The sequence below is a fragment of the Ruegeria sp. K11 genome (assembly GCF_056531905.1).
The window spans coordinates 175,666-190,826 of sequence record NZ_JBQFMP010000006.1; the positions used below are offsets into that span (position 1 = coordinate 175,666).

The following is a 15,161-nucleotide window of genomic DNA, read 5'->3' on the forward strand; positions in this document are numbered from 1 at the left end:
CGGAATCGGCCCTGTGCCGGTTCCGTTTTTCTTTGCCCAAAAGGCCCTGCGCTGACTTGGCCCTTCCCACGGACGCGCCCTTGCCCTAAAAGGCGCGCAATCTCGGCCACCCTTGGACAAGGACAGACGATGCAAGAGCCCGCCATCACACCCGATCTGATCGCCGCACATGGGCTCAAGCCCGAAGAATACGACATGATCCTCGAGATCATCGGGCGCGAGCCGACCTTTACCGAGCTTGGCATCTTCTCGGCCATGTGGAACGAGCATTGCTCCTACAAATCTTCGAAGAAATGGCTACGCACCCTGCCCACCTCTGGCCCTCAGGTCATCTGCGGCCCCGGTGAGAATGCGGGTGTAGTCGATATCGGCGACGGTCAGGCGGTGGTCTTCAAGATGGAAAGCCATAACCACCCATCGTATATCGAACCCTATCAGGGTGCTGCGACCGGCGTGGGCGGTATCCTGCGCGACGTCTTCACCATGGGCGCGCGCCCCATCGCGTCGATGAACGCGCTGTCCTTTGGCGAACCCGGCCACCACAAAACGCGCCAACTGGTCAACGGCGTGGTCGAAGGCATCGGCGGGTACGGCAACTGCTTCGGCGTGCCTTGTGTGGGTGGTGAAGTGCGTTTTCACCCCGCCTATAACGGCAACTGCCTTGTGAATGCCTTTGCTGCAGGTCTGGCCGACAGTAACAAGATTTTCTATTCCGCCGCGTCTGGCGTCGGTATGCCAGTCGTCTATCTGGGTGCCAAAACCGGCCGCGACGGTGTGGGCGGTGCGACCATGGCCTCGGCCGAGTTCGACGACACCATTGAGGAAAAGCGCCCCACCGTACAGGTCGGCGACCCCTTCACCGAAAAACGCCTTATGGAAGCCACGCTAGAGCTGATGCAAACCGGGGCCGTGATCTCAATTCAAGACATGGGCGCAGCAGGTCTGACCTGCTCGGCTGTTGAAATGGGAGACAAAGGCGGTCTGGGTGTGCGTCTGGACCTCGAAAACGTACCCCAGCGCGAAGAGAACATGACGGCCTATGAGATGATGCTGTCTGAATCTCAGGAGCGCATGCTGATGGTTCTCAAACCCGAGCTTGAAGCCGAAGCCCGCGCCGTGTTCGAGAAATGGGATCTGGATTTCGCAATCGTCGGCGAGACAATCGCCGAAGACCGCTTCCTGATCATGCACAATGGCGAGGTCAAAGCCGATCTGGTCCTGTCCAAACTTTCATCAACCGCGCCGGAATATGACCGCCCGTGGGAACCGACACCGGAAGCCGAGGCGCTGGAAGATGTGCCTCAGATCGACCCAATCGATGGTCTGCGTGCCCTGCTCTCTTCGCCCAACTATGCGGGCAAGCAATGGGTCTACGAGCAATACGACACCATGGTTATGGCTGACAGCGCCCGCACACCGGGTCTGGGTGCCGGTATGGTGCGCGTCCACGGCACTGACAAGGTGCTGGCCTTTACCAGCGATGTGACCCCGCGCTATGTCCGCGCCAACCCGGTCGAAGGCGGCAAGCAAGCGGTGGCCGAGGCCTATCGCAACCTGACCGCCGTGGGTGCGACACCGCTGGCGACGACCGACAACCTGAACTTCGGCAACCCCGAAAAGCCTGAGATCATGGGCCAGTTCGTCGGGGCCATCCAGGGTATCGGTGCAGCCGTCGACGCGTTGGACATGCCCATCGTTTCGGGCAACGTCTCGCTTTACAATGAAACCGACGGTCAGGCGATCTTGCCGACGCCGACCATCGGCGCGGTTGGCCTGCTGTCGCACTCGGATGAGATCATCGGCAACGAGGTCCGCGAAGGCCATGTTGCGCTGGTCATCGGCGAAACCACAGGCCATCTGGGTCAATCTGCCCTTCTGGCCGAGGTGTTCAACCGCGAAGACGGCGACGCCCCCCATGTTGATCTGGATGCCGAGAATCGCAACGGCAATTTCATCCGCGCCAACCGCGAGATGATCAAGGCCTGTACCGACCTGGGTGACGGTGGCCTTGCACTCGCTGCGTTCGAACTGGCCGAAGCTGCAGGCGTCGGCGTTTGCCTCGACGATGCCTCGACAGAATTCCTGTTCGGCGAAGATCAGGCCCGCTATCTGGTTGCCTGCAACTTTGATCAGGCCGAAGCATTGATGATCGCTGCTGGTCAGGCCGGGGTCCCGCTGGTCTCGGTCGGTCGCTTCACCGGCGAAGCGGTAAAAATCGGCGGCTCTGAGGCTGCACTGGAGGATCTGACTGCAACGTTCCGTAGCAGCTTTGCCGAGGCAGTTGCCTGAATTCAACCTCGCCCATGACATCAAAGCCCGCGCCTTGATCGGCGCGGGTTTTGTCGTCTCAGGACCACTTGCGCGCCCCGCTTTGGCGCTCTACATCTTTGGAAAGACCTTCAGGAGTAACCTACATGCCGATGAGCGCCCACGAAATCGAACACCTGCTGCGCGAAGCCTTTCCCGATGCGGAGATTCAGGTCGGCGGCAGCGATGGCGTGCATATGTCCGCCATGGTCGTGGACGAAAGCTTTCGCGGCAAAAACCGGGTTCAACAGCAGCGTGCGGTCTACGCGGCCTTGAAAGGCAAGATGGACGGCCCAGATGGAGAGCTGCACGCGCTTGCGTTGACGACGAAAGTACCGGAGTGACATGGATCTTGGAATTGGCGTTTTTGTTGGCATTGCGGCCGTAATCATCTTGACGGCCCTGTTGGCGCGAAGCCGATCCAAAGATGACACTCAATCCAGACGAGGAACCCTTCCCGGATTAGGATATCGAACGATTTTTACAATCTATGATTCCGGCGGGTCCGGAGGTGGACATTCCACGCAATATCGTGTCCCGAAAGATCCTCAAGACTACGCCAAAGCGATGATGCCGAAGAGCAAAGGAAACGCGAAATGACTGACGTGAAAACCCAGATCGACGAAACCGTAAAAGCCAACGACGTTGTGCTGTATATGAAAGGCACCAAGGAAATGCCTCAGTGCGGGTTTTCCTCGCGCGTGGCTGGTGTGCTGAATTATATGGGCGTCGAATATGCCGACGTGAACGTTCTGGCCGATGAAGAGGTTCGTCAGGGCATCAAGGATTATTCCGACTGGCCGACCGTGCCGCAGCTGTATGTCAAAGGCGAATTCGTCGGTGGGTGTGACATCATCACCGAGATGACGCTCTCGGGTGAGCTTGACACTTTGTTCGATGACAACGGCGTTGGCTACAACAAAGACGCAGCCGACAAGATCCGCGAAGCAAACGCCTGATCAACGGCTGAAACAATCCCGGAACAGAATACGTTCCGGGGCTGTGTTGCCAGCGCCCTGGAAAGTGATCGAAGCTTCCCAACCTTTCGAGCGGAGGGTGTATGACCCTTCTCCCCCAACAGACTCGTAGCGAATACCCGACCCGCTTGGCGCTTGCTTGAGTGCGATCAATTGACCGTCGATAAGCATGGCAGCCGCGCCGGATCCGTCGGTGGCATTGAAGTAAGACACAGGAATTGTCACACCGTTTTCACAGTTGAACGTGACCGACAGAACATCGATTTCCGCAGCCGCCGCGCCGCTCATCACGGTCAGCGCCACAGTCAGAGCGACGGGCGCGCGCAGCCTCATGCGCCCGACTTTTCTTCGACCACCGCCGCAAGCGCCTCGGCCCGCGCGGCCATTTCGGCCAGCGTGTCCGTCACCGATGGCGGCACAATCGCAACCTCAACGCGTTCGGGTTCGGGCGGCGGCGCGTTGCGCAACCTGTTCAACTCAGCCTGAGTCTCGGCCAGTCTGGCCTCGGCGGTCTTAACCCGGTCTTCTTGCGCGGCAGCTTTGTCGGCCAGCATCAGTCCGGCCATCAACAGCATACGCGCCTCGGGCATACGCCCGATCTGATCTGACAGAACCTGCGCCTCATCATCCAGCAGTTTGGCGGCAGCATGGAGAAACTGTTCTTCCCCATCCTGGCATGAGACATCAAAGCCACGGCCACCGATATGGATTGTCACTTCGGGCATTATTCCACCTCTCCTTCGGCCAGATTGGCGTGGTTCAGCAACGGCTCTAGCCGGGCCAGTACCGCATGCGCTTCGGCGGCATCAGATGCCCGCGCGGCCCGCGTCGCCTCAAGTTCGGCGGCGGTGGCGCGGTTCAGCAAGTCCGCATCCGACACACCCTTTTCCGCCGCAGCCCGCAGTTCGTCCACAGCACCGCGCAGCTGTTCATTGGCCTTTCGAAGGCGCTGCAGATCATCCTCGAGCCGGGACATGGCAGCCCCATGGCTTGTGCGTTCGGCCCGTAGCATCTCAAGTTCCGAACTCAGATCGGCCAGCTTTTCGCTGTCGGCCAGTTCTGCACGCAGTCGCCCAATCTCGGCCCGCATGGCTTCGGCGGCAGTTGCAGAGGCCCGCAGCGTTTCAATCTCGTCTTTCAGCGCCGAGACTTCGTCGCTGTTCTCCAACGCCGCTTTAGCTTCGGCCAGCTCGGACCGCGCTGCCTCGACGGTTGCCAGCTGCGCTGTTGCCTCGGCCAGTTTCTCACGCAGGTCAGTGGTCTCGGCCTCTTGCACAGGCTGTGAGCGCAAAGCATCGAGATCACCGCGCATGGCGTCAACCTCGGTCTCGTGCCGCTGCTTCAGGGTTTTCAGACGTTCTTCCAGCTGCGCATTTGCCAGACGCTCTTCTGCGAGGGCCGCGCGCAGGCTCTGATCTTCGCCACTGGCCGCCGGGGTTGCATCGCTCAGCGCGTCAACGCCAGCATCAATCCGCTCCATCGCGGCGATGATACGTCTTTGCAGGTCTTCGATTTGGCTCATGCCCCTGTCACCTCTTTATCAAGGTTCTTTGCTGTTCTGTGCCCACCGAATCAATCCGGGCAGCTCTCAGGCTTAGTCTAACGGAATGTCGCAGAAAATACCCACTCTTTGCTTTCAAGTACTTGGGCCGCGCTCTTGAACCGGTTCGGTTGCCGACCGCCGGGTTCTGCTTGCACTTTGACGGACGGATGGTATTCAGCGGCCCATCTGCCTGTAATCCAAAGGAACAATGCCCGTGGACCTGACTGCGCTGCGCAATGCCAACCCCGAACACTGGGACAAAGCTGCGGCCATCCGCACCCTGACCCTGGACGCCGTCGCCGCCGCCAATTCCGGCCATTCCGGTATGCCGATGGGCATGGCCGACGTTGCGACCGTTCTGTTCGAAAAGCATCTGAAATTCGATGCCACCGCCCCGAACTGGCCGGACCGTGACCGGTTCATTCTGTCCGCGGGTCACGGGTCGATGCTGATCTACTCGCTGCTGTATCTGACAGGCCATGCTGATGTAACGCTGGATGAGATTAAGAACTTCCGCCAGTTGGGTGCCAAGACCGCCGGTCATCCGGAAAACTTCCTGATCCAGGGCGTCGAGACCACAACCGGTCCTTTGGGCCAGGGCATCGCCAACGCCGTCGGGTTCACCATGGCCGAGGAAATCCAGCGCGCGCAGTACGGTAAGAAGGTCGTCGATCACTATACTTACGTGATCGCAGGCGACGGCTGCCTAATGGAAGGCGTCAGTCAGGAAGCCATCACGCTGGCAGGCCGTCATGAGCTGAGCAAGCTGATCGTCTTCTGGGACAACAACAATATCACCATCGACGGCACCGTCGATATGGCCGACCGAACCGATCAAGTGCGCCGCTTCGCAGCCTCGGGCTGGCATGTCATCGAAGTCGACGGCCATGATCCGCAGGCAATTGACGCTGCTATCGTCGACGCGAAAAAGTCGAACAAGCCGACCATGATTGCTTGTGAAAGTCATATCGCCTTGGGCCATGCGGCGCAGGACACCTCGAAAGGTCATGGCGCGCTGACGGATCAGGAACAGTTGAAAGCCGCCAAGGAAGGTTACGGCTGGCCGCATGGGGCGTTTGAAGTCCCCGCTGACGTGAAATCCGCATGGGAAGCCATCGGTGCACGCGGAGCTGCCGAACGTGCCGCCTGGGAAGGCCGTTTCGCACAACTGTCCGAGCGCAAACAGGCCGAATTCAACCGTGCCTATGCCTTTGAAACGCCCAAAAAGCTGGCGGGTGCGATCCGGGCCTTCAAGAAACAGATGTCCGAGGACCAGCCCAAACTGGCCACCCGCGCCTCGTCGGAAAAAGTTCTGAACGTCGTCAACCCGATCATGACCGAGACCATCGGCGGTTCGGCGGACCTGACAGGCTCGAACAACACCAAATCCGCCGATATGGGCGTGTTCCTGCCGGAGAACCGCAAGGGTCGTTATATCCATTACGGTATCCGCGAACACGGCATGGCGGCTGCGATGAACGGCATGGCGCTGCACGGCGGCATTCGCCCCTATGGCGGCACGTTCATGGCCTTCACCGACTATGCCCGCCCGTCCATGCGTCTGGCTGCGTTGATGAAGGTGCCAACGGTCTTCGTGATGACCCACGACTCGATCGGTCTGGGTGAAGACGGCCCGACCCACCAGCCGGTCGAGCATCTGGCAATCTCGCGCGCGACGCCCAACACCTATGTGTTCCGCCCCGCCGACACGATTGAGACGGCAGAGGCGTGGGAACTGGCGCTGACCTTCAAGGACAGCCCCTCGGTTCTGTCGCTGACCCGTCAGGGCGTTCCGACCGTGCGCAAGGATCACAAGACCAAGAACCTTGTCGCACAGGGTGCATATGTCTTGGCCGAAGCCGAGGGCAAACGTCAGGCGATCCTGATCGCCACCGGGTCCGAGGTGTCGCTGGCCATGGAGGCCAAGGCGCAGCTTGAGGCCGAAGGGATCGGCACCCGCGTCGTCTCCATGCCCTGCATGGAACTGTTCGCACAACAGGACGAGGCTTATCGCAAGCGCGTCCTGCCGGGCGGCGCTGTCCGCGTCGGCATCGAAGCCGCCGTCCGTGCCGGAGGCTGGGATCGCTGGCTTTTGGGCGAACGTGGCCGCGAATCCAAAGCCGGTTTCATCGGCATGTCCAGCTTTGGTGCATCGGCCCCCGCTGGTGAGCTATACAAGCATTTCGGCATCACCGCCGACGCTGCCGTTGCGAAGGTCAAGGAACTGCTAGGTTAACCGCACCAAAAATGCACAGACAAAGGCGGCCATATTGGTCGCCTTTTTGCCCCGGGCCTCTCACAGACTGGTGAGCAGTTGTGAGGTCGCCCGCCCTATTCGCGATTTCCATTCGATTTACCTGCAGCGCGATCCAATCACAAAGGGAAGTCACCCATGAAAATCCGCGCCGCAGTCGTTCTTGCCGCACTCAGCATGGCCACCTCGGCCACAGGGGCTGAGTTCGCCAGCAAACAAGACATCCAAAACGCCATGAGCGATCACACCTATCAGGGCGGCATGTTGTCGGGCGCGTTCACCGAGTATTATGCACCTGACGGGACGATTAAAGGCGACGGCTACACCGGGAACTGGAAGGCGACGGATAATGGCATGTGCTTCCAGTATGGCACCGATCCTGAAAACTGCTGGGACCTGAAAATCGAAGGGGCCGCCGTAACGCTGTTCAAGGACGGCAAAGTTGACGGGTCCGGCGTTGTGGTCAAAGGCAACACGAACAACTACTGACGGGCACCAGGGCTGCACTCAAGGCGCCTTGGCCAGTTGACCTTGCACCTTGGAAAACGCCCGTTTTGCATAGTCTAGTCGCAGTTCATAGTCACCGCGCGGTTCAATACCCTCGGGTATCTGGCCCAACACAAGGGCCAGACACTGACGCAAATGGGTTCCATACAACGGAACATACTGGGCGGATTCACCGGACAGAGCGTTGTACAGACGTCCTCCTACCCAGTTGCCTCGCTTGCCGGCGTCGTCTGCGGTTTGGATACGAAACTGCAGAAACCTGCTGAGATCGCGCGGCGAAAGTGGCATTTCTTCCGCACCGATGTTCAAACTACTCAGGACGCGGGCTTTTCGCGCCTTCGCCCGCCCGTACAATTGGCTCTTAAAGCGTTTCACTACTGGTCGATAGATCGGCAAATCTGAGTTCGTCATGCTTTGTTTATGCGTCTCAATGTGTCGATGGCTTGCCTGATCGTCGCGCCAAAAGCGGAGCGATGAGTTTCGTTGCAACAGGGATCAGGACCAGACCCCAACCAAGCCCGAATACCCCGTCCATCGTGGCCTTGGCGATCCACTCGACTGCTGCCGCCCACTGGTCCGAGACCATGTGGCCCACAGCATAAGCCCAATCGTGAATGTGATGGCCTAACCAGCCAAAGCCCAGAACTTCAAGCCCGTGTATGATGATCGAGCCACCGACCCAAAGCATCGCCGCCGTACCAACGGTGGACAGTATTTTCAGAACATAGGGCATCGCCTGCACCAAACCGCGTCCTACGCCGCGGCCAATGGGCGTCGGTGCATTACGGGCCAGAAACAAGCCTACGTCATCCATCTTCACGATCAGCGCGACCGAGCCATAGACGGCCACCGTCACGCCGATACCGACCACCGCCAGCGTCGCAGCCTGCATCCACACGTTCGGAGCCTCAATGGCTGCCAGAGCAATCGTCATGATTTCAGCGGACAATATAAAATCGGTTTTGATCGCGCCCTTGACCTTCTGTTCCTCCAGATGACCCGGGTCACGGTTCTTCATGTCCTCATCAATCACCTTGCTCCCATGCGGAAACAAGACATGAAAGATCTTCTCGGCCCCTTCAAAGCACAAATAAGAACCGCCGAGCATAAGCAGCGGCGTAATCAGCCACGGCGCAAAATTGGCCAGTAGCAAGGCAACCGGCAACAATAGAATGATCTTGTTGAAAATGGACCCACGCGCGATGCGCCAGATGATCGGCAGTTCCCGCGCGGGCGCGAAACCCTGCACGTATTTCGGCGTCACCGCCGCGTCGTCAATGATCACGCCTGCCGTCTTGGCCCCGGCCTTGCCCGCGGCCGCCACCACGTCATCAACCGAAGACGCCGCGACCTTCGCTATGCCTGCCACGTCGTCCAGCAGGGCCAACAGACCACTCATCGCGTTTCCTTTCCATTCATCTGCCCCGACCGGACCCTACCTGATCCAACGGCTAGCGCAAGCGTTAGCGCAATCGGCTCAGGTTTGCGCTAACACCTTAAAAATATGCCATTTTTGCCCTTTTGAGATTCCACTTTCGCGGCTATATGCCCTCCAACACAAGCGCAGTTTGGAGACGTCGGATGACCATTAAGGTCGGTATCAATGGTTTTGGCCGCATTGGCCGCTGTACCCTGTCGCACATCGCCGCATCGGCGCGCAACGACATCGAAGTGATCAAAGTCAACGCCACCGGCCCGCTGGAGACTTCGGCGCATCTGCTGAAATATGACAGTATCCACGGACGTTTCCCGCGCGATGTGTCCATCGAAGGCAACACCATGGATCTGGGTCGCGGCCCGATGGAGATGTTCTCGACGTACGACATGAACGAGCTGGACTGGGAAGGCTGCGACGTCGTTCTGGAATGCACCGGCAAGTTCAATGACGGGCTGAAGGCCAAAACGCATCTGGAGCGCGGCGCCGAACGTGTTCTGCTGTCGGCCCCCGGCAAAAACGTCGACAAAACCATCGTGTTCGGCGTGAACCACAACAGCCTGTCTTCTGAGGACCGAATGGTCTCGAACGGGTCGTGCACCACCAACTGTCTCGCCCCGCTTGCCAAGGTTCTGGACGAAGGTGTCGGCATCGAGCATGGCATCATGACCACGATCCACGCCTATACCGGAGACCAGCCGACACTGGACCGCCGTCACAGCGATCTTTACCGCGCGCGCGCAGCGGCCATGTCGATGATCCCGACCTCGACCGGTGCTGCCGCAGCCCTGGGTGAAGTTCTGCCTAACCTCAAAGGCCGTCTGGATGGTTCGGCCATCCGCGTGCCGACCCCGAATGTTTCGGCTGTCGATCTGTCTTTCCGCGCCTCGCGCGATGTAACCGTCGAAGAGGTCAACGCCATCGTGGAAGAGGCCGCCAAAGGCCCGATGCAGCGCGTTCTGGGGTATGAACCCGCGCCGCTGGTCTCGACCGATTTCAATCACACCGAGGAAAGCTCGATCTTCGCGCCGGATCAGACCCGCGTCGTCGACAATCGCATGGTGCGCGTGCTGGCGTGGTATGACAACGAATGGGGCTTCTCGGTTCGCATGGCGGACGTGGCAGTTGCCATGGGTCGACTTAACTAACCGTTTGCACATCGCTTGTACCCTAGTGCCCGCTCAGGTTATCTGGGCGGGCATTTTCGTTCAGGGCACATCCATGACCAATCAAATCGCCATATGGCTGGGATTGCTGATATTTGGCGGCCTTATGCTGGACGTGGCCCTTGTCGGCTCGGAACATCTGCTGTTCCTGGGCAAGAAACTCTACGACTTTCTGGACTGGCTCGCCTTCTGGCGATGACAGAGGTTTTGCTTGACTTTCGCGTTCATCTGGCTTTGTTAGCGCTAACCAAATATCGACGAATTTCTGACGGAGCGCATCATGACACTCAAGCTGGCAATCAATGGTTTTGGACGGATCGGGCGCGGCGTTCTGCGGGCGGTCACTGAATCGGGTCGCACCGACGTTGAAATCGTCGCGATCAACGATTTGGCAAAGCCGGAAATGAACGCGCATCTGTTCGAGTTTGACAGCGTTCATGGCCGGTATTCAAAACCCGTGACGCTCAGCGATGCCGGTCTGGACGTTGGTCACGGCCCCATCCGACTGAGCAGCGAGCGGGACCCCGAGGCCCTGAACTGGTCGGATGTGGATGTCGTGCTGGAATGTACTGGCGTGTTCCGCACCCGCGAAGCGGCCGAGCGGCACTTGAAAAACGGCTCCAAGAAGGTTCTGATCTCGGCCCCGGCGCGCGGTGATGGCGGCGTGAAAACCGTGGTCTTTGGTGTGAACGATCAGGAACTGACGGCAGATGACATCATTGTCTCGAACGCGTCCTGCACCACCAACTGCCTGTCTCCGGTCGCGGCCGCACTGGATGCGGGCCTGGGCATCAAGCACGGGAACATGACAACGATCCATGCCTATACGGCCAGCCAACCCGTGCATGACACTGCCGGGAAAGACCCCTATCTGTCGCGCGCGGCGGCGCTTTCGATGATCCCCACAACCACTGGCGCCGCATCGGCGGTTGGTTTGGTTCTGCCTCAGCTTGCAGGCAAACTGACCGGACAGGCGATCCGGGTACCGACCCCCAATGTCTCGGTCGTCGATCTGGTCGCCGAGGTGTCTCGTCCCACGACAGAAGAAGAAGTCAACGCGCTGTTTACCGAAGCGGCTGCAAAAATCCCCGGCGTATTGGCAGCAGAACATCGCCCCTTGGTTTCAGTCGACTTCAATCATGACTCCCACAGCTCGACTGTTTCGCTTGCGGAAACAAAAGTGACCGACGGCACGTTGGTTCGCGTCCTCGCGTGGTATGATAACGAGTGGGGATTCTCGAACCGGATGCTGGACACTGCCGTTGCGATGGGCGCGTTATCCTAAGCGTTCACGCAAGGCCTGATTGACACGGGGCGTGACGAATTTCGACACGTCCCCATTCAGCCGGGCAATCTCTTTGACCAGTTTGGACGCAATCGCCTGATGACGGGCTTCTGCCATCAGAAAGACCGTCTCAATCGAATCGTCGAGCGCCCGGTTCATGCCGACCATCTGGAATTCATATTCGAAATCAGCCACCGCACGCAGGCCCCGCACGATGATCTGAGCGCCAACATCCCGGGCGCAATCGATCAGCAGGTTCTCAAACGGATGAGCGACGATTTCGGTCCCTGTCTGCTCGGTCAGATGCGCACATTCTGCTTCGATCATGGCCACACGCTCTTCCAGCGTGAACAGCGGACCCTTGTCCCGATTGATGGCAACGCCAATGACAAGCTTATCCACCAACGCCGCCGCCCGGCGGATGATGTCGATATGACCCATTGTGATCGGGTCGAAGGTTCCGGGATATAATCCGACGCGCATCGGGCTCTCCTGCGCAACAATATTTCGGCGCAAGCAAACATAACTTTGCTGCAGGTGCAAGAGGCAGAGCCAGAGCCCTGCCCGTTCAGTGGCCCATAATCATGCCTTCAAGCGCGTCTTTTTCCATCGCCAGTTCAGCCAATTGCGCTTTGACGGCGTCACCCAGTGTCACGATGCCCACCAGCTTGCCATCTTCCAGAACCGGCATATGGCGAAAACGGCCCTGGGTCATCCGCGACAGAATGTTTTCGACCGTGTCCTGACGGCTGGCTGTAACCAGATCGCGCGTCATATACGCGCTGACTGGTTTGGTCAGGCAGCCGCTGCCGCTGGCCGCAAGTTCGCGCACAATATCACGCTCGGACAGGATACCGGCTGCTGTCTCACCGCCATCCTCGGACACGACGACTGTCCCGATCCGTTTGGTCGCCAATATCTGTGCAGCATCCGCAACGGTTAAGGAAGGCTCGACCGTTTCCACCCCTTCTGTGGCTTTCGACTTGAGAATAGCCTGAACGAGCATATGCAAAACCTCCGAAATAACTTTACGTTTTACAAAGCGTTGCCGGAATGTCCGAACCTGTCAAGATGAAGCTTCGGCTTCAAGCTGCGCAACCTCGTCGCGGATACCGCGCGACAGCGCCTCGGCGAAGCGGTTCAGCCGTTCATTACGTTGATCGCCCTGATGGCGCACCAGATAGAAGCGGCGCGTCAGACTGACCTGATCCACCACGATTTTCCGCAACTCGGGATGAAACGGCAGCGTGAAATCATGCGCCACGCAAACCCCACTGCCGAGGGAGACCTGGCGCAACTGAACCGAGACGGAATTCGACGCCAAAGCGACACGGTCAACACCTATGTCGTTCAGATAATCCAATTCCCGATCAAAAATCATGTCAGGAATGTAGCCGATCATGCGGTGACCCTGCAGATCCGAGATGGTTCTGATCTGCGCATTCTGGTCCAGATACGCGCGACTGGCCACAAGATGCAACCGGTAATCCGATATCTTTTTCACCAGTAACTTGCCCGCGTTCGGCGCGCTGACCGAAATCGCCATATCCGCTTCGCGTCGGGACAGGTTGATGAGCCGCGGCAGCGCCAGAATCTGAATGTCGAGTTCCGGGTTGGCATCGCTGATCCGTGCACAAACTTGCGGCAGCAGATAGTTCGCACATCCATCGGGTGCACCGATCCTGATTTGACCGCTCAGTGTTTCTGTCGAACCTGTGATTGCCCCGGTCGCCGCCCGCATCGCCTCTTCTGCGTGCAGGCCATGGTCCATCAAGCGGGTTCCGGCAACGGTCAGAACATAGCCTTGCTGCGATTTGGTAAAAAGGATCGCGTCGAGCTCGGCCTCGAGTCGCGCGATCCGCCGACCAACCGTCGCAGGATCCAGTTTGAGGACCCGACCGGCGGCTGACAGGCTTTCTTCACGCGCCACGGCCAGAAAAACACGCATATCATCCCAGTTCGGGTTCATGCCCACACCTTTGCATTTTTGCAAAACAACTTTGGAACATTGCCTCTGTTCAAGGGATTTACGCAAGTCTATTCTGCGCCCAAACCCATTCGGAGGATTAAGCGATGAACGATCTGACCCACTTTCTAAATGGTGAAATGACGGCTGGCACGTCCGGTCGGTTTGACGACGTGTTCAACCCGGCGACAGGCGAAGTTCAGTATAAATGCCCCATGGCCAGCGCCGCCGAAACAACCAAAGCCATCGAAGACGCTGCGGTCGCTCAGGTCGAGTGGGGGGCCACCAACCCGCAGAAACGGGCGCGGGTGATGATGGCGATGGTCGGCCTGATGAACCGCGATATGGACAAACTGGCCGAGGTGCTCAGCCGTGAACACGGCAAGACGGTTCCGGACGCCAAAGGCGACCTGCAGCGCGGGTTGGAAGTGATCGAATACTGCATCGGTGCTCCGCAGATGCTGAAGGGCGAGTTCACCGACAGTGCGGGTCCGGGCATCGACATGTATTCGATGCGTCAGCCTTTGGGCGTGGTCGCCTCGATCATGCCGTTCAACTTCCCCGCCATGATGCCCCTATGGCATGTCGGCCCGGCCCTGGCTTGCGGCAACGCGGTTGTCCTGAAGCCTTCGGAACGCGACCCGTCGGTCCCGCTGATGCTGGCAGAGCTGTTTGTCGAAGCGGGCCTGCCAAAAGGCGTGTTCCAGGTCGTGAATGGCGACAAAGAAGCCGTGGATACTCTGCTGGACAGCGAGATCATTCAGGGCGTTAGCTTTGTGGGCTCGACCCCGATCGCGCAGTATATCTATTCCCGCGCCACTGCGAACGGCAAGCGTGCGCAGTGTTTTGGCGGTGCCAAGAACCACATGATCGTTATGCCCGATGCGGACATGGATCAGGCAGCCGACGCGCTGGTTGGCGCCGGTTACGGTGCGGCGGGCGAACGCTGCATGGCGATCTCGGTTGCGGTCCCGGTTGGTGAGGCCACTGCAGACGCGCTGATCGAAAAGCTGATCCCGCGCGTGGAAAAACTGAAGGTCGGCCCTTATACCGCAGGCGACGATGTGGACATGGGCCCGGTTGTGACCGGGGCTGCTAAGGAACGCATTCTGGGCCTGATCAATTCGGGTATCGAGCAAGGTGCCAAGCTGGTTGTCGATAACCGCGATTTCAGCCTGCAAGGTTATGAGGATGGTTTCTTTGTTGGCCCGCATCTGTTTGACCACGTCACGCCCGACATGGACATCTACAAACAGGAAATCTTTGGTCCGGTTCTGTCCACCGTCCGCGCTGGTTCATATGAAGAGGCGCTGAAGCTGGCGATGGACCACGAATACGGCAACGGCACCGCGATCTTCACTCGCGACGGAGATACGGCCCGCGACTTCGCCAGCCGGATCAATATCGGTATGGTCGGCATCAACGTCCCGATCCCGGTGCCGCTGGCCTATCACACCTTCGGCGGCTGGAAGAAATCCATGTTCGGCGACCTGAACCAACACGGTCCCGACAGCTTCAAATTCTACACCCGAACCAAGACCGTGACGTCGCGCTGGCCCTCGGGCATCAAGGAAGGTGGCGAGTTCAACTTCAAAGCCATGGACTGAGCGAGCTTCATCCTGTTTCACCATTTCCGAAAGCGGCCCCGAGTGGGCCGCTTTTTTTGGTCCGAGACCTAGGAATCTCACGAGAAATTCAAATCCGACCCTCTGGAAAAATAT

General features: G+C 58.9%; 17 protein-coding genes. 9 read left to right on the forward strand and 8 right to left on the reverse strand.

The features are described 5' to 3' along the window. Positions 1–129: 129 nt before the first annotated feature. The 3 genes from purL (at position 130) to grxD (ending at position 3,266) form a co-directional block, all read left to right on the forward strand. Positions 130–2,289: a phosphoribosylformylglycinamidine synthase subunit PurL gene (purL, locus tag ACR0K4_RS11555; protein WP_480854062.1), complete on the forward strand. Its 2,160-nt coding sequence runs from the start codon at positions 130–132 to the stop codon at positions 2,287–2,289. 125 nt (positions 2,290–2,414) lie between these two features. After that, positions 2,415–2,651, forward strand: a complete 237-nt coding sequence (locus ACR0K4_RS11560) for a BolA/IbaG family iron-sulfur metabolism protein (RefSeq protein ID WP_170354080.1) — start codon at positions 2,415–2,417, stop codon at positions 2,649–2,651. Positions 2,652–2,903: 252 nt separating this feature from the next. Then, the gene (gene grxD, locus ACR0K4_RS11565; RefSeq protein ID WP_480854063.1) at positions 2,904–3,266 is read left to right on the forward strand and encodes a Grx4 family monothiol glutaredoxin; all 363 of its coding nucleotides are present in this window, start codon (positions 2,904–2,906) and stop codon (positions 3,264–3,266) included. Here the strand turns inward: grxD and ACR0K4_RS11570 are convergent, their stop codons facing one another. The 3 genes from ACR0K4_RS11570 to ACR0K4_RS11580 are packed head-to-tail and all read right to left on the reverse strand — an operon-like array spanning position 3,267 to position 4,806. Further along, entirely contained in the window at positions 3,267–3,617 is a 351-nt protein-coding gene (locus ACR0K4_RS11570) for an MliC family protein (RefSeq protein WP_480854064.1), read from the reverse strand. Beyond that, entirely contained in the window at positions 3,614–4,009 is a 396-nt protein-coding gene (locus ACR0K4_RS11575) for a cell division protein ZapA (protein ID WP_480520221.1), read from the reverse strand. Before ACR0K4_RS11575 ends, ACR0K4_RS11570 begins: the two co-directional genes overlap by 4 nt. Next, positions 4,009–4,806 carry a hypothetical protein gene (locus ACR0K4_RS11580; RefSeq protein ID WP_480854065.1) on the reverse strand — a complete coding sequence of 266 codons (798 nt, stop codon included), beginning with the start codon at positions 4,804–4,806 and terminating at the stop codon, positions 4,009–4,011. Before ACR0K4_RS11580 ends, ACR0K4_RS11575 begins: the two co-directional genes overlap by 1 nt. Before the next feature lie 235 nt (positions 4,807–5,041). Here ACR0K4_RS11580 and tkt point away from each other — a divergent pair, with 235 nt between their 5' ends. Both tkt and ACR0K4_RS11590 read left to right on the forward strand, forming a co-directional pair. Further along, complete coding sequence (tkt, locus tag ACR0K4_RS11585) at positions 5,042–7,063, forward strand: transketolase (protein WP_480854066.1); 2,022 nt, start codon at positions 5,042–5,044, stop codon at positions 7,061–7,063. A 156-nt stretch (positions 7,064–7,219) separates the two neighbouring features. Then, complete coding sequence (locus ACR0K4_RS11590) at positions 7,220–7,570, forward strand: hypothetical protein (protein ID WP_480854068.1); 351 nt, start codon at positions 7,220–7,222, stop codon at positions 7,568–7,570. Between the two features lie 18 nt (positions 7,571–7,588). Here ACR0K4_RS11590 and ACR0K4_RS11595 read toward each other — a convergent pair whose 3' ends face one another. Further along, entirely contained in the window at positions 7,589–7,876 is a 288-nt protein-coding gene (locus tag ACR0K4_RS11595) for a hypothetical protein (RefSeq protein ID WP_480854069.1), read from the reverse strand. Between the two features lie 139 nt (positions 7,877–8,015). Further along, positions 8,016–8,987, reverse strand: coding sequence for a DUF808 domain-containing protein (locus ACR0K4_RS11600; RefSeq protein WP_480854070.1), 972 nt, complete (start codon positions 8,985–8,987; stop codon positions 8,016–8,018). A 182-nt stretch (positions 8,988–9,169) separates the two neighbouring features. On the opposite strand from ACR0K4_RS11600, the gene gap (ACR0K4_RS11605) reads away from it, so the two are divergent. From gap (ACR0K4_RS11605) to gap (ACR0K4_RS11615), 3 genes are all read left to right on the forward strand, one after another. After that, on the forward strand, positions 9,170–10,171 hold the full coding sequence (gene gap / locus ACR0K4_RS11605; RefSeq protein WP_480854071.1) for a type I glyceraldehyde-3-phosphate dehydrogenase: 1,002 nt from the start codon (positions 9,170–9,172) through the stop codon (positions 10,169–10,171). A 73-nt stretch (positions 10,172–10,244) separates the two neighbouring features. Further along, positions 10,245–10,388: a hypothetical protein gene (locus tag ACR0K4_RS11610; protein WP_480854072.1), complete on the forward strand. Its 144-nt coding sequence runs from the start codon at positions 10,245–10,247 to the stop codon at positions 10,386–10,388. An 81-nt stretch (positions 10,389–10,469) separates the two neighbouring features. Continuing rightward, complete coding sequence (gap, locus tag ACR0K4_RS11615) at positions 10,470–11,474, forward strand: type I glyceraldehyde-3-phosphate dehydrogenase (protein ID WP_480854073.1); 1,005 nt, start codon at positions 10,470–10,472, stop codon at positions 11,472–11,474. On the opposite strand, the gene coaD is transcribed toward gap (ACR0K4_RS11615), so the two are convergent. From coaD to ACR0K4_RS11630, 3 genes are all read right to left on the reverse strand, one after another. Then, positions 11,466–11,957, reverse strand: a complete 492-nt coding sequence (gene coaD, locus ACR0K4_RS11620; protein WP_480520203.1) for a pantetheine-phosphate adenylyltransferase — start codon at positions 11,955–11,957, stop codon at positions 11,466–11,468. The two genes, gap (ACR0K4_RS11615) and coaD, sit on opposite strands and share 9 nt — an antisense overlap. Positions 11,958–12,042: 85 nt before the next feature. Continuing rightward, positions 12,043–12,480, reverse strand: a complete 438-nt coding sequence (locus ACR0K4_RS11625) for a CBS domain-containing protein (protein ID WP_480520201.1) — start codon at positions 12,478–12,480, stop codon at positions 12,043–12,045. 60 nt (positions 12,481–12,540) lie between these two features. Next, on the reverse strand, positions 12,541–13,443 hold the full coding sequence (locus ACR0K4_RS11630; protein ID WP_480854074.1) for a LysR family transcriptional regulator: 903 nt from the start codon (positions 13,441–13,443) through the stop codon (positions 12,541–12,543). Positions 13,444–13,547: 104 nt separating this feature from the next. Here ACR0K4_RS11630 and ACR0K4_RS11635 point away from each other — a divergent pair, with 104 nt between their 5' ends. Continuing rightward, entirely contained in the window at positions 13,548–15,047 is a 1,500-nt protein-coding gene (locus ACR0K4_RS11635; protein WP_480854075.1) for a CoA-acylating methylmalonate-semialdehyde dehydrogenase, read from the forward strand. The last annotated feature ends 114 nt before the right edge of the window (positions 15,048–15,161 follow it).

What these genes read in the sequence shown, in the direction of transcription:
- purL (WP_480854062.1), top strand. Translation starts at nt 130, where the DNA reads ATGCAAGAGCCCGCCATCACACCCGATCTGATCGCCGCACATGGGCTC.
- ACR0K4_RS11560 (WP_170354080.1), top strand. Translation starts at nt 2,415, where the DNA reads ATGCCGATGAGCGCCCACGAAATCGAACACCTGCTGCGCGAAGCCTTT.
- grxD (WP_480854063.1), top strand. Translation starts at nt 2,904, where the DNA reads ATGACTGACGTGAAAACCCAGATCGACGAAACCGTAAAAGCCAACGAC.
- ACR0K4_RS11570 (WP_480854064.1), bottom strand. Translation starts at nt 3,617, where the DNA reads ATGAGGCTGCGCGCGCCCGTCGCTCTGACTGTGGCGCTGACCGTGATG.
- ACR0K4_RS11575 (WP_480520221.1), bottom strand. Translation starts at nt 4,009, where the DNA reads ATGCCCGAAGTGACAATCCATATCGGTGGCCGTGGCTTTGATGTCTCA.
- ACR0K4_RS11580 (WP_480854065.1), bottom strand. Translation starts at nt 4,806, where the DNA reads ATGAGCCAAATCGAAGACCTGCAAAGACGTATCATCGCCGCGATGGAG.
- ACR0K4_RS11590 (WP_480854068.1), top strand. Translation starts at nt 7,220, where the DNA reads ATGAAAATCCGCGCCGCAGTCGTTCTTGCCGCACTCAGCATGGCCACC.
- ACR0K4_RS11595 (WP_480854069.1), bottom strand. Translation starts at nt 7,876, where the DNA reads ATGCCACTTTCGCCGCGCGATCTCAGCAGGTTTCTGCAGTTTCGTATC.
- ACR0K4_RS11600 (WP_480854070.1), bottom strand. Translation starts at nt 8,987, where the DNA reads ATGAGTGGTCTGTTGGCCCTGCTGGACGACGTGGCAGGCATAGCGAAG.
- gap (WP_480854071.1), top strand. Translation starts at nt 9,170, where the DNA reads ATGACCATTAAGGTCGGTATCAATGGTTTTGGCCGCATTGGCCGCTGT.
- ACR0K4_RS11610 (WP_480854072.1), top strand. Translation starts at nt 10,245, where the DNA reads ATGACCAATCAAATCGCCATATGGCTGGGATTGCTGATATTTGGCGGC.
- gap (WP_480854073.1), top strand. Translation starts at nt 10,470, where the DNA reads ATGACACTCAAGCTGGCAATCAATGGTTTTGGACGGATCGGGCGCGGC.
- coaD (WP_480520203.1), bottom strand. Translation starts at nt 11,957, where the DNA reads ATGCGCGTCGGATTATATCCCGGAACCTTCGACCCGATCACAATGGGT.
- ACR0K4_RS11625 (WP_480520201.1), bottom strand. Translation starts at nt 12,480, where the DNA reads ATGCTCGTTCAGGCTATTCTCAAGTCGAAAGCCACAGAAGGGGTGGAA.
- ACR0K4_RS11630 (WP_480854074.1), bottom strand. Translation starts at nt 13,443, where the DNA reads ATGAACCCGAACTGGGATGATATGCGTGTTTTTCTGGCCGTGGCGCGT.
- ACR0K4_RS11635 (WP_480854075.1), top strand. Translation starts at nt 13,548, where the DNA reads ATGAACGATCTGACCCACTTTCTAAATGGTGAAATGACGGCTGGCACG.